Source organism: Parachryseolinea silvisoli (assembly GCF_021190955.1).
Classification (GTDB): Bacteria; Bacteroidota; Bacteroidia; order Cytophagales; family Cyclobacteriaceae; genus Ohtaekwangia; species Ohtaekwangia silvisoli.
In genome coordinates this window covers 162,117-175,256 of sequence record NZ_JAIOAO010000006.1, presented here as the reverse complement: position 1 = coordinate 175,256, position 13,140 = coordinate 162,117, and the positions used below count along the sequence as shown (strand labels likewise).

General features: G+C 52.8%; 12 protein-coding genes. 7 read left to right on the top strand and 5 right to left on the bottom strand.

All coding sequences use genetic code 11. The annotated features are described in order from the left end of the window. Nucleotides 1–72 precede the first annotated feature (72 nt). Nucleotides 73–2,991, bottom strand: coding sequence for a serine hydrolase (locus K7P01_RS28220; RefSeq protein WP_267297948.1), 2,919 nt, complete (start codon nucleotides 2,989–2,991; stop codon nucleotides 73–75). A gap of 174 nt (nucleotides 2,992–3,165) precedes the next feature. On the opposite strand from K7P01_RS28220, the gene mutL reads away from it, so the two are divergent. The 3 genes from mutL to K7P01_RS28205 are packed head-to-tail and all read left to right on the top strand — an operon-like array spanning nucleotide 3,166 to nucleotide 6,498. After that, entirely contained in the window at nucleotides 3,166–4,983 is a 1,818-nt protein-coding gene (gene mutL / locus K7P01_RS28215) for a DNA mismatch repair endonuclease MutL (protein WP_267297947.1), read from the top strand. A 30-nt stretch (nucleotides 4,984–5,013) separates the two neighbouring features. Beyond that, entirely contained in the window at nucleotides 5,014–5,595 is a 582-nt protein-coding gene (locus tag K7P01_RS28210) for a rhomboid family intramembrane serine protease (RefSeq protein WP_267297946.1), read from the top strand. 9 nt (nucleotides 5,596–5,604) lie between these two features. Continuing rightward, complete coding sequence (locus tag K7P01_RS28205) at nucleotides 5,605–6,498, top strand: rhomboid family protein (RefSeq protein ID WP_267297945.1); 894 nt, start codon at nucleotides 5,605–5,607, stop codon at nucleotides 6,496–6,498. Nucleotides 6,499–6,508: 10 nt separating this feature from the next. Here K7P01_RS28205 and rlmN read toward each other — a convergent pair whose 3' ends face one another. The 4 genes from rlmN to K7P01_RS28190 form a co-directional block, all read right to left on the bottom strand. Then, complete coding sequence (gene rlmN / locus K7P01_RS28200; RefSeq protein ID WP_267297944.1) at nucleotides 6,509–7,555, bottom strand: 23S rRNA (adenine(2503)-C(2))-methyltransferase RlmN; 1,047 nt, start codon at nucleotides 7,553–7,555, stop codon at nucleotides 6,509–6,511. 72 nt (nucleotides 7,556–7,627) lie between these two features. Then, the gene (locus K7P01_RS32220) at nucleotides 7,628–7,930 is read right to left on the bottom strand and encodes a type II toxin-antitoxin system RelE/ParE family toxin (RefSeq protein WP_397311149.1); all 303 of its coding nucleotides are present in this window, start codon (nucleotides 7,928–7,930) and stop codon (nucleotides 7,628–7,630) included. Further along, nucleotides 7,930–8,151 carry a hypothetical protein gene (locus tag K7P01_RS28195; RefSeq protein WP_267297943.1) on the bottom strand — a complete coding sequence of 74 codons (222 nt, stop codon included), beginning with the start codon at nucleotides 8,149–8,151 and terminating at the stop codon, nucleotides 7,930–7,932. The genes K7P01_RS32220 and K7P01_RS28195 overlap by 1 nt, the downstream gene beginning before the upstream one ends. Before the next feature lie 257 nt (nucleotides 8,152–8,408). Continuing rightward, entirely contained in the window at nucleotides 8,409–8,882 is a 474-nt protein-coding gene (locus K7P01_RS28190; RefSeq protein WP_267297942.1) for a DUF2147 domain-containing protein, read from the bottom strand. Between the two features lie 152 nt (nucleotides 8,883–9,034). Here K7P01_RS28190 and K7P01_RS28185 point away from each other — a divergent pair, with 152 nt between their 5' ends. From K7P01_RS28185 to K7P01_RS28170, 4 genes are all read left to right on the top strand, one after another. Next, nucleotides 9,035–10,297, top strand: a complete 1,263-nt coding sequence (locus K7P01_RS28185; protein WP_267297941.1) for a class A beta-lactamase-related serine hydrolase — start codon at nucleotides 9,035–9,037, stop codon at nucleotides 10,295–10,297. A gap of 75 nt (nucleotides 10,298–10,372) precedes the next feature. Continuing rightward, entirely contained in the window at nucleotides 10,373–11,449 is a 1,077-nt protein-coding gene (locus K7P01_RS28180; protein WP_267297940.1) for a DUF1611 domain-containing protein, read from the top strand. A 41-nt stretch (nucleotides 11,450–11,490) separates the two neighbouring features. Continuing rightward, nucleotides 11,491–12,561: a mandelate racemase/muconate lactonizing enzyme family protein gene (locus K7P01_RS28175; RefSeq protein WP_267297939.1), complete on the top strand. Its 1,071-nt coding sequence runs from the start codon at nucleotides 11,491–11,493 to the stop codon at nucleotides 12,559–12,561. Nucleotides 12,562–12,919: 358 nt separating this feature from the next. Beyond that, nucleotides 12,920–13,105 (top strand): hypothetical protein, encoded by a 186-nt coding sequence (locus tag K7P01_RS28170; RefSeq protein ID WP_267297938.1) that lies wholly within the window; start codon nucleotides 12,920–12,922, stop codon nucleotides 13,103–13,105. The last annotated feature ends 35 nt before the right edge of the window (nucleotides 13,106–13,140 follow it).

Below are 13,140 nucleotides of genomic sequence, written 5' to 3'. Positions count from 1 at the left end.
TTGCACGTGGTGGTAGGATTTATGGAAGCGTAACCCTTTTAAGCGCACGTAAGTTTCCGTGCAAATGTTAATTTATTGCGAATTCGCGCAATATTGAAAGATTGCCTGATAAATGACGTCCTGAATACGCGGGCGGATATTAGCCGAGTTCAAGCGGCCGCTGCGGTCGGGATAGACCCGGTTGGATAGAAATATATAGACTACGTCGAATTCTGGGTCTACCCAAAGGCATGTACCCGTAAAACCGGTGTGTCCATAGGTGCGAGGCGATGCCAGCAGGGACGTGGGGCTGTTCCAGTCGCTCTGCACGGGTTTGTCCCAGCCCAGTCCACGACGTCCTTTATACATGCGGTCGGAAAAGAGCCGTACGGTCTCGGGTTTATAGTAGCGGTAGCCGCCGTAGTTTCCTTCCTGTAAAAGCATTTGCCCGAGCTTGGCCAGGTCGTTGGCGGTACTGAACAGGCCGGCGTGGCCGCTTACACCGCCCATCATGGCGGCGCGCTCGTCGTGTACCGTACCGGCTACGGGCTCGCGCCGGTAGATCTTGTCGTATTCGGTCGGGGCAATGTGTTGCATGGGGAAGCGGTCCAGCGGGTTGAAGCCCGTGGTGTAGGCGCCGAGCGGCTCGTAAAAGTTTTGGGCCAGGAAATCGTCCAGCGGTTGGTTGAGTACTTTTTCTGCCAGGTGCTGCAAGATCATAAAGCTCAGGTCGCTGTATTTGTACGGATAGGGTGTGCGTGGCGGCTTCTCCGTCAGCTTGGACTGGATGATCCACGACCAGATGGAGTCGCGCATGACCTTGTTGGTATACAGGTGCGGCGACACCTGCAACGGAAAGGCTGCACTGCGTGTACGGCTGTAATACTGCGGCAGATAGGTAGTGTCTTTTACCGTTTGTGGCCACAGCGGAATGAAGGGTTGCAATCCTGCCTGGTGCGTGAGCAGCTCTAGGACGGTAATGTCTCTTTTATTCGACCGCCGCAGCTCGGGCAGGTAGCGTGACACCTTGCGGTGCAGCTCGATCAATCCTTTTTCATGCATAAACATGACGGCCTGCAACGTGGCCGACACTTTGGTGAGTGAGGCCAGATCATAAATGGTTTGCTCGTCGACGGGTGTCTTGCGATCATAGGTCTGGTAGCCGAAGGTCTTGTCGTATACTATTTTGCCGTGGCGGGCCACCAGCACCTGGCAGCCGGGGGTGGCCTGGGTGCTGATGGCTTCGTTGGCGATGTCGTCGATGCGGGCCAGGACGCGGCTGTCCATGCCGACGGCTTCGGGCACCGCGTAGCCCAACCGGTCGAGTGCCGGTGTGGCGGCACCGAGGCCTGCCGGTAGAAGCGCGGAGGCGGCCAGGGGTAGTTGCCCGTCGGCCGGCAAGCTGCCGAAGATGACTTCGGCTACGCTGCGCAACAGCTCGGGCGAATGTTTGTAGGTGGTAATAACCGTGGGAAAGCGCGAGGCTGTTCGTAAAAAATGTTCGTTGCCAAAGTCGCAGAGTATGACTTCGTTGGAGTTGAGCATGCGCGGGAGCATGCCGCTGATGCGCCCGATCGTCTCCGGGGAGGTTTGCGGGAAGATGCCAATGATGATCGTGCCGGGACGTTCGGTGGCGCGGGCAAATACTTCGGTGCCGGTGTTTTCGTCGATGGTATACTGCGCAGTCTGCGCGTAGCGGGTCAGGTATTCGTAGAACGCGCTGTTGACTTGGGTCGTGTCGGTGGCAAAGTAGGTGAAGTATTTATTGTCGAGTACTTTGACGGGCAGTGTGCCGGCCTGGTTGCGCACCACGGTGATGGCCGCTTGCTCCAGTCGCTCGGCCAGCATGCGTGTTTTCGCGGGATGCAGCATAGCCGGTACGTTATCGACGGGCGGTGGTTGTGGCTTGTTCAGGCCGGCATCGTATTTGGCGGCGAGGATCTTTTTGACGGTTGCGTTGAATTGGGCTTCCAGGGCCTCATCGCGGCGTATGGCCCGGCGTATGCGCCGGATGGCGTCGCTGATATCGATCGGATAGACCAGCATGTCGTTGCCCGCCAGGAAGGCGTTAAGCTCGGCTTCGCCGGCGCGCTGGTCTTTGGCCTGGGCGGTGGCGACGCGGATGTCGCCAAAGCTCATGCCGCGGTAGCCGCTCTGCTGCTTCAGCCACGGGCCGGTATAGAGGGATGCGAGCATGGCCGAGTTAAATACATTTTTGCGCGCCTGGTTGCTGTTGGCATAGAACAAAGGGAAGCTGCCCGAGGTGGGCATCACAGCAGTTAACCCAGCGCTGAAAAGTTTTTTATAGGGGTATACATGGCCCGAGTCGAGCGAGGGTTGTATGAAGGGATGACCTTTTTGTACATCGGTCACGGTAATGCCCTGGAGTGGAAAGTGCGTGGCGCATAAAAGCACCTGCTGGCTTTGCAGGCCTTGGAGAAATGCCACCGATTTTGCCCCGACACGTTGTGGGTTCTCGCCGAGCGAGAGCGGGCTCATGCGCAGGGGTGTGGGGTTGCGGGCGGTGTCGCCCAGCGATGCGAAGTACAACTGAACGCCCAACAGTTTTAACTGCCGGCCTACTTCGCGGCCCAGCTGGTATAGGAGGGAGTCGGGACGAATGGCGCCGAGCATCATGGGTGAAGGGAACGCCAGGAGGCTGTCGGGTGTCGAGCCGAGACCGGCGGGGGCGTCCTGCGCGATGAGCAGGGGAATGTCGGCTTCGTGCTGCATGCGACGGATGAGTCGGGCCTGCAGCACGGGCGTGGTGGTGCCGGCAAAGAGCAGGCCGCCGACCTGGTCGTTTTTTACTTTCGTTTCTACATCGCGCAGCTGCGATTCGTTCATGGTGGCTGATACGGGCAGGAGGAACAACTGGCCAATGCGTTTGCCGGTGTTGAGGGCGTTAAAAACGCTGTCGACCCAAGCTTCGCGCGTACGTTTCGTTTGAGCCTGCGTGGACGAAAATACCATTAGTACTGCCAGCAGGCAGAAGAAGATCTTTTTTGTCATCCGGTTATTGCGTTTAAAAAATAGGGAGACCGCCAACTTTACGGCTAAGTTAATGGTTAAAACCATACCGGATAAAACAGGATGGCTGGCAATTCGGCCAGCCGAGCCAAAAACATCTCCAATCGTGCGGTAAAATGTGCACATTTGCATCGTCATACATTAGCTTCTTGTTTCATGCCTGATATTATCCAGCTTCTGCCTGATGCCATCGCCAATCAGATCGCTGCCGGCGAGGTCGTGCAGCGGCCGGCATCGGCGATCAAAGAGCTGATGGAAAACGCCATCGATGCAGGGGCGCGGAACATCCGGCTGATTGTCAAAGATGCAGGCAAGACGTTACTACAAGTTATAGACGACGGTATGGGCATGACCGAGACCGATGCGCGCATGAGTCTCGAGCGCCACGCCACGTCCAAGATTCGCCGCGCGGAAGATCTTTTTACACTTCATACCATGGGGTTTCGCGGCGAGGCACTGGCGTCCATTGCCGCCGTGGCCCAAATGGAAATGAAGACCCGCATGGGCGACCAGGAGCTGGGCACCTTACTGGTGGTGGAGGGGTCGGAGGTCAAGCGACAGGAACCGGTTGCCTGCGAGAAGGGTACGAGCATCTGCGTTAAAAATCTTTTCTTTAACATTCCCGCCCGCCGCAATTTCCTCAAGTCCAATGCGGTAGAAATGCGCCATATCATAGACGAATTTCAACGGCTGGCATTGGCAAACCCCGACATTGGATTTATGCTGCAGCAAGCCGATGAGCTGGTGTATGACCTGGCGGCCGCCAAGATTGGACAGCGTATTGTTAACCTGTTTGGCAAGACCTACCAGGCGCAGCTGGCTACATGCCAGGAAGAAACCGATCAACTGAAAGTTTCGGGGTATGTGGGCAAGCCCGACTTTGCCCGCAAAACGCGGGGTGAGCAGTTCCTCTTTGTGAACCGCCGTTTTATTCGCAGCAACTATTTGCACCATGCGGTGATGAGCGCCTTTGAAGGACTGCTGCCGGACGGCAGCTTTCCGTTTTATGTGCTGTTTATCGAGATCGATCCACGCCACATCGACGTGAACGTGCACCCCACCAAAACCGAGATCAAATTTATAGATGAGCGGGCCGTATATGCGGTGGTACGCGCGGCGGTGCGTCAGGCCATTGGCTCGCATAACCTGACGCCGGCCATCGACTTTGATGCAGACGTGAACCTGATTGCCAAACTAAACAACGCTGCCGGCGAAACGCGCGAGGCCTACTTTGACGAGCGATTCAGCACGGCGTTGCACAAGCATCCCAACAATACCGACAATTGGGAAAAGCTTTTTGAAGGCCTGGAGCGTACGCCAACGCCGTCGCGGCCGGTAGAGGATACGCCGCCGGTGCATACGTTGCGGTTTGAGAGTGCCATGAACCAGGCAAGCACAACGTCGGTGGTAGAAGATAAGCCTTTATTCCAACTTCACGGGCGTTACATCGTTAAACAGGTGAAATCGGGCATGATGATTATTGATCAACAGGCTGCTCACGAGCGGGTGTTGTTCGAAAAATTCGTGTCGCAGGTCAAGAACAAGACAGCCCAAAGCCAACAGAGCTTGTTTCCCCAGGCCATTACGTTTTCGCCGTCCGATTTTGCCCTGGTGCTGGAGATCCACCAGGAGCTGATGGCGTTTGGCTTCCGCGTGGAGGTTTTTGGGAAAAATACAATGGTGGTAAACGGCATCCCGGCTGGTGTAAAACCCGGCAATGAAAGGGAGCTGTTTGAGGGATTGATCGAGCAGTTTAAGATCAATCAGGACGAGCTGGTACTGCCTTTACAAGAGAATCTGATGCGGTCACTGGCCAGGCGGGCGGCGATCCGGTCAGGACAGACGCTGGAACAGGCCGAAATGCGGTCGCTGACCGAAAACTTGTTTGCCTGTACCACACCCAATTATGCGCCGGATGGCCGGCCGACGTTTTTTATTTTGGAACTCAATAAAATAGAAAGTTACTTTCGATAGACTTAACAGGTAAGGACTAAAAGACACCATATGTTTAGATTGACACCGGTTGTACGTAATCTTGTTATAATCAACGTGATCGTTTTTGTGCTGCAGAACTTTGTACACGGGCTTACCGAGCTATTGTCCTTGTACGGCGTGCAGACACCCTATTTCAAGCCTTACCAGCTGTTTACGTACATGTTCGCCCACGGCGGGTTTATGCATATATTCTTTAATATGCTGGTGCTGGCCACCACCGGACCGATCCTGGAGAATTTCTGGGGCCAGAAAAAGTTCCTTATCTTTTACCTGGTGACGGGTATTGGTGCGGGGGTATTTCACTTGCTGATGGAAGCATTCGTGCTGCACGGCCCCGGGTCGCAGATGCTGGGTGCCTCGGGTGCAGGCTACGGTGTACTGATGGCCTTTGGTATGATGTTTCCCAATATGGAGATGATGCTGTTGTTTCCGCCCATTCCGATCAAAGCCAAGTACCTGGTATGGGTGTTGGGTGGCATGACCTTTTTACTTAGCGGTGCCGGCGTAGCACACTTTGCCCACCTGGGTGGAATTATCTTTGCATTTATACTGCTGCGCATCTGGCGGAGCCAGGGCGGTAGCTACTTTTGATATTGACCTATGCTCGAAGAATTTAAGAATGCATTCAGCCGGTATAACAATGCGACGATCCAGCTGATCATCATCAACGTGATCGTCTTTGTTGTGCTGGGTATTTTGTCGGTGGTGGGTGATATTTCCGGGCTCTCCAGCGCCTTGAGCTGGGTACACCTGCAGTTTACTATTCCGTCGCCGATCCAGGAATTTATTCACCGCCCCTGGACCATCCTGACGTATGCCTTCATGCACGGCGGCCTCGGGCACATCTTTTTCAACATGCTGGCGCTGTATTATTTTGGCCGCCTCTTTTCGGAGTACCTGGGCAGCGATAAGCTTATTGCTGTTTATGTATTGGGTGCCATTGCCGGGGGCGCGTTATACCTGCTGGTCTATAACACGGTACCGTTCTTTGCCGAGCGTAATAATGTCACCATGGTAGGGGCGTCGGCGGCGGTCGATGCGATCATTGTGGCCACGGCTACGCAGCTGCCAAACTATACTTTCTTTTTGTTCCTGATCGGTCCGGTGCGGATCAAGTATATCGCCGCGATTACAGTACTGCTTTCATTCCTGAGCGTTACCGGTGACAATGCGGGGGGTAACATTGCGCACTTAGGCGGCGCGGCGATGGGTTTTATATATATGAAGCAGTTGCAGGCCGGTTCTAACTGGGGCTTCTGGATCACGGCGACACTCGATTGGATCAAGGGCCTCTTTAAGCCGCGCACGCGGGTGAAGGTAAGCTATCGCAACGAGCGGAACCGGTCGGAGGCGCGGGGACGTACGGCGCCGCAGCCCTCATCTTCGTTGTCGCAAGCCGAGCTGGATGCTATTCTCGACAAGATCTCCGCGGGCGGGTACGAAAGCCTGACCAAGGACGAGAAAGAGAAGCTCTTCAACGCCAGCAAGAAATAATCTATACCCTTTAGCTTTTATTGGCCAGCTGGCCACAGGCAGCGTCGATGTCTTTGCCGCGGCTTTTGCGTACGCGCGTGGTTATGCCGTGGCGCTCAAGCAGGTCCATGTACATGCGAATGGACTCTTCCGACGCTTGTTGGAATTCGCCGTCGTCGATGGGGTTGTATTCGATCAGGTTTACTTTCGACGGAATGATCTGTGCAAACTTGAGCAGTGCGCGGGCGTGCTCTTCGTTATCGTTTATGCCTTTCCACACCACGTATTCGTAGGTCACCTTCCGTTTGGTTTTGTGATACCAATATTTCAGTGACTCGCCCAGCTCGGCGAGCGAGTTGGTGTCGTTGATGGGCATGATGGACGAGCGGGTTTTGTCCAGGGCGGCGTGTAACGATACGGCCAGGTTGAACTTCACGCCATCGTCGGCCATTTTGATAATCATTTTTGCCAGGCCTACGGTAGAGACCGTAATACGTTTGGATGCCATGTTAAGTCCCTTTTGCGAGGTGATCTTTTCAATGGCGGACATGACGTTGGCGTAGTTGAGCAGGGGTTCGCCCATGCCCATAAACACGATGTTGGTCAGGGGGCGGTTGTAGAACAATTCGGATTGTTCTTTGATGGCCACCACCTGGTCGTAGATCTCGTCGGGGCTGAGGTTGCGCTGGCGCTTGAGGCGCGCCGTGGCGCAGAATTTACAGGCCAGGCTGCAGCCTACCTGCGAGGAGACGCAGGCGGTGATGCGCTTTTCGGCGGGGATGAGCACAGACTCTACCACCATGCCGTCGTGCAGGGTGACGGCGTTTTTAATGGTGCCGTCGCTGCTGCGCTGCATGTGGTCTACCTTGATGTGGTTGATCACGAAGTGCGTTTTAAGCATGTCGCGCAGGCTGACGGACAGGTTGGTCATCTGGTCGAAGCTTTTGGCAGACTTGTTCCACAGCCATTCATAGACTTGCTGGGCACGGAAAGCCTTTTCACCGTGCTGCACAAAGAATTCCTTCAGCTCCTCTGCCTTCAGTTTTCGAATGTCGCGCCGGGACTCTGTTTCAACCATTTTGCAAAGGTAAGGCGTAATTTCGAGAGATACGAGCGGGAAAATCGGAACTAAAATGGATTTGCGCTGTCGTTACCCTCTCATTTTTGAAGGATCTTGTCGGGAATCAAAAATATCCGTGACAAAAATACGGTCGTCTTGAACATAATAGACGATTTTGTAATGGCCACAAATAATTCTGCGGTGTTCGCGACCGAGGTGGTCCATAAAACGTTCAGTTTGGACACGACGTCCCATTTGCCGGAGCGATTCCATCCTCTCCTTTACAGCGTCAATGATTTCGAATATTTTGGTCTCTAGAACTCCTTGAAATCTTAGAAAATCTATCGACTGGTTAAATCTTACTCTGGCCTCTAACGTGTAAATTATTTCCACTAACGCTTTTTTACATAATCTTTTATATGTGCCCAGAATTCTTCTGAGGTATAAACTCTTCCTGCTTTAATATCTTCCTCTGCACGTAAAGCGGATGCTATCATATCTTCACGAATAGCGTCTTCCCTCCCCAACTGATCATATATCTTTTTGATAAGATCAGGATCATTCTGGTCTTCTATCCATTTATGGATCTCCCGCTTCATTTCCATTGTTCCCATAGCTTAAAGATAACTAGATCCTGTTAGAATTGAAAAACCAAAATAATATGCGGTTTATGGCTTTATCCTTATAAAAACTTTGGTCGCAGGCTCTTGAAGCGTTTGAAAAGCTTCTCTTAAAAAAAGAGGCGTCCACCAACTTATCGACATTATAGTTCCGAATCGGCATTATAGTGCCGGTTTGATTATTCTTCTGTGTATTTAGGGGGTGAAAAGTCAAAATTCGGCAATTTATTGCCGAATTGATAAATCGCTGATTACGGTTTTATCCTTACAAAAACTTTGGTTTCACATGCCCTTGAAACGTTTGAAATAATCAGCGAGTCGCCTTCGAGCTTTTCGACGGTGAAGCTTTCGATGATGGTGCGGGATTTTTTGTCGAGGAAGTGCAGGGAGGTGCCGTCGTATTTGTACAGGAATGAGCGCGAGTTATAGGTCTTTTTGCGGCTGATGATGCGGGTGTTTTCTTCGCCGGAATTGTTGTCTTTGAGTTGCAGTACCTGGGCGGAGGAGCCGGCGCGGCTTTTCATGTCGTCGACGACTTCCTGCATGCCCAGCTCGTCTACGGCGAGGGCGTCGTCATCGTCCAGGCAGCTGGTTTGTTTTACCAGTTGCCATTTGCCGATCAGGGACTGGGCCTGGGCGGGAACGGTGGCGGTCAGGCCACACAGGCAGGCAAGGCAAAATACGATCACGAGCTTCATAGGGCGAATGTTGGTTTTAGCGTCCATGGGAAATTGGGCAACCCCCCATAGTCCGGTGGCCGGATAAAGCGTATACGGGCCGTTTGTACCGTTACAGGAGGTGTAACCAAATTTAGTCAAATTTCAGGCCAGCCAAGTTGCCTGCAAACGGTATTTTAGGGGATCAGTACCCGGTTGTTATGAAAAAACTGCCTATGGCTCTTGTCTTGCTGGTTGTTTTTTGGGCTTGCCGCCAGCAGCCCTTGCGGGAAGATGCTGACTTTCTGAAAAATCTCCTGGCCCGTGATCCTGCCCTGGCAGCGGTGCTCGCGCGTGCCGATTCGTTGGAGGTGCAGATCATCTATACCATGATCGACCGTGATACGGCGAACAACCCTACCTTCCGCACATTTTATTACAACGTAGATTCCACGCATTATTTCTATCCGGCGTCTACCGTCAAGCTGCCGGCCGTTATGCTGGCCTTGGAAAAGTTGCGTGCGCTGAACATCGACAGCCTGGATGTGTATACCCCCATGTTTCACGATAGCGTTTACGCCGGGCAGGTGTCCGTTGTTCGCGACAGCACGGCGCGCAGTGGCCTGCCGTCGGTGGAACACTATATGAAGAAGATCCTGGTTGTCAGTGACAACGACGCGTACAACCGGTTGTATGAGTTCGTGGGCCAAAAGGCGATGAACGAACGGCTGCATGAATTGTGGTACCGGCAGGTGCGTATTTTACATCGGCTGGAGCGACCGTTGAGCCGTGATGAGAATGCACACACGGAGGCGGTGCGGTTTGAAAAGCAGGGACGGGTGGTATACCGGCAGCCCATGTTGGTGAACGCGCCGTTGATCGAGGTGCCGGAAAAAGTGTTTCGCGGAACCGGATTTATACGCAACGACTCACTCATTCAGCAGCCCTTTGATTTTACCTATAAGAACTTTTTCCCTTTAACGGAACAGCACGCCATGTTGCGGGCTATTCTTTTCCCGGAGACGGTACCGCTTGCGCGGAGGTTTGCGATTTCAGACGAGGACCGCGCACGCGTGCTGGAGTATATGTCGCAGTTGCCGACGGAGACATACGCCCCACCCTATGCAACGGATACGACGTACTACGATGCCTACTGCAAGTTTTTGATGTTTGGTGGCGGACGTGGCCCGATACCGCGCGGCCTTCGGATCTTTAATAAGGTGGGCGATGCCTACGGCTATCTTATCGACAACGCCTACATTGTAAACTTCGATACCGGCGTGGAATTTATGGTGAGCGCGGTGATCAACACGAATACCGACGGCATTTATAACGACGGCAAGTATGACTACGAAACGTTAGGTTTCCCCTTTCTGAAGCGGTTGGGTGAGATCCTTTACCGGTATGAAAGCGAGGAACGGAAGAAGGATGTGATGCCCGAGTTTTCGGGGCTCAGATTTTATTATGACGATAAAGACAAATGAGTAGCCTGGTCGCCAACCCTTTTTTGAAAAATCGCTTTATTAAACGAACTTCCCACCCCTCAGATAGCACATATTATGGTTAAAAGTAATGCGATTGTACTGACCGGAGGCTTCCTGGACACCGGTAGCGCGAAAACTGCGCATGGATTGATCCGTGGCACGGACCGGTTTAACATTGTAGGTGTCATCGATCAGAAGTACCCGGGGGCTGATGCCGGCGAAGTGCTCGACGGTCGCAAGCGCGACATCCCGGTGTATGCCACCCTGGACGACTTTCAGAAGACGTCGCCGGTGGCGGCAACATACTGCGTTGTGGGCGTCGCCACGAAGGGTGGCGTCATACCCGATACGCTGCGGGCTTTGCTGCGCGAGGCACTCGAGCACGGCTACAACCTGGTGAACGGGTTGCACGAGTACGTGGCCGACATTCCTGAGCTGGCTGCGCTGGCACAGGACAAGGGGTTGGAGATCATCGACGTACGCAAGCCCAAGAAATTCAAGGACCTGCATTTCTGGACGGGAAAGATCGTGGAGGTGAAATGCCCGAAGATTGCCGTGCTGGGCACTGACTGTGCGCTGGGCAAGCGCACCACTACCCGGTTCCTGGTGGAGGCTATGCGCAAGGCCGGCTACAAAGCCGAGATGATCTATACGGGGCAAACCGGTTGGATGCAGGGTGCCCGGTATGGTTTTGTATTCGACTCGACGCTGAACGATTTTATCTCGGGTGAAATGGAACATGCTGTGGTGACCTGTTACCACGAGGCGAAGCCCGATATCATTTTTATTGAAGGGCAGTCGTCGCTGCGCAACCCCAGTGGTCCCGCCGGTGCGGAGTGGATCGTATCGGCCGCAGCCGACGGTGTGGTGTTGCAACATAACCCGGCGCGGAAGCAATACAAGGATATGGAGTATTATCCCGCCTATATTGCCGACCCCGCCGATGAGATTGCCCTGATTAAATTGTACGGTGCCCCGACCGTGGCGCTGACGATCAATACCGCCAAGATGAGCGAACCCGAAGCACGGGTTTATGCGGAGCAGTATAATCGCAAGCTGAATATACCGGTGGTGCTGCCGTTGGAAGACGGTGTCGACACCCTGGTGCCGCTATTTGAGACGATGATCAAAAACAGTGTGGCGCAGGTATAGCGTCGTGATTTTAAAGAATCTAACTATCCTATTTTATATACATGGCCAAAATAAAAGACATCCGCGTATGGAGCGTGGACCTGGGCAACACCAAGCCCTACACCATCGCGTTTAAAACTGTTGATGAGGTGCGCAATGCTTTTGTAGAGATCACGCTCGACAACGGTGTTACGGGCATCGGCGCAGGAAACCCCAGCGAGTACGTGGTAGGTGAGACCCTCGACCAGTGCCTGGAAGCGTTGGAAGAAAAGAACCTGGAGTTTCTGATCGGCCGCGACATTCGCGAGATCAACCAACTGACTTTTGAGATTTGGAAGAAATTTCCGGCCAACCCTTCTGCGCGCGCGGCACTCGACATCGCGTTGTACGATACCTTTACGAAACACCTGGATATTCCCCTGGTGAAGTTCCTGGGGCAGAAGATCAAGAAGCTGCAGACGTCCAATACGATTGGGATTAAGAATGTGGAGGAGACTCTAAAAGAGGCAGAAGATTATATCCAGCGTGGCTTTAAAGTACTGAAGGTAAAGCTGGGCAAGGACCTCGATGAAGATGTCGAGCGGGTGATGAAGCTGCGGGAGAAGTTTGGGGCGAGTATTGTTATTCGTATCGATGCGAACCAGGGCTATACGGTGGCGCAGACGATTGAATTTTATGGGCGGGCATATGATTTGAATATCGAGCTGATCGAGCAACCGCTGCCAGCACACGATATCAATGAAATGAAAGGCCTGCCAAAGGAAGTGCGGAATGTGATTGCGGCAGATGAGTCGTTGATTACACCGGCGGACGCGTTGGAGCTGATCAAGCCTCCGAAGGCGGCGGCAATCTTTAATATCAAGTTAATGAAGTGTGGCGGGATCAGCCAGGCGTTGAAGATTGCCGATATCGCGCTGCATGAAGATGTTGATTTGTTCTGGGGATGTAATGATGAAAGCATTGTAAGTATTACGGCGGCGTTGCACACGGCCTATGCTTGTTCGAATACGAAGTATATTGATCTGGATGGAAGCCTGGATTTGGCGCGTGATGTGGTGAAGGGTGGGTTTATTTTGAAAGATGGGTATATGTATTGTTCGGAGAAGCCGGGGTTGGGCGTGGAACGAGTATAGTGATTTACCGGTCTGAAGGCCGGTGCCGGGCCGCTTGGATATTAGTCCAGGCGGCCTTTTTTTTGTTTTTAGTGGATATATACCTTATATTTAAGGTACCTTATATTTCCGGTAGATCGTAGTATATACTGCTAGGTATATCGTAAAACTACGATTGTTTGGGAGCGATTTTTACGGAGGTTATGTAGGTTTCTTTAGAGCAATTACTAAATTGAGAGAGGTTTTTTGATAATCCGAGTGGTGAAGTCGGGTTTGATCGTAGTTGTACGATGTGGGATAGATGTATGATTAGATCGTTAGGGTGTTTACGTATGTACTGTTTAATGCAAAAATTGTTGAGATAAACCCCTAATTAATAATGGAGAATCAAAAACCGCTTCTCAAAAAGATCGAGGATCTTTCTGAGGCCGAAAAACTGGAACTCTTCAAAGTTGAAGAACTTGAAGATCGTCTCGAAATGACTGCGCTGACAGACAGCATCGACGCTGCTGCCGGCAGCAACGGCGTTTGCTGGGTTGGCGACGCTGGTTGCAGCACGAAGTAATTCTACCATTTCAGAAAGGGCTCTCGCAAGAGAGT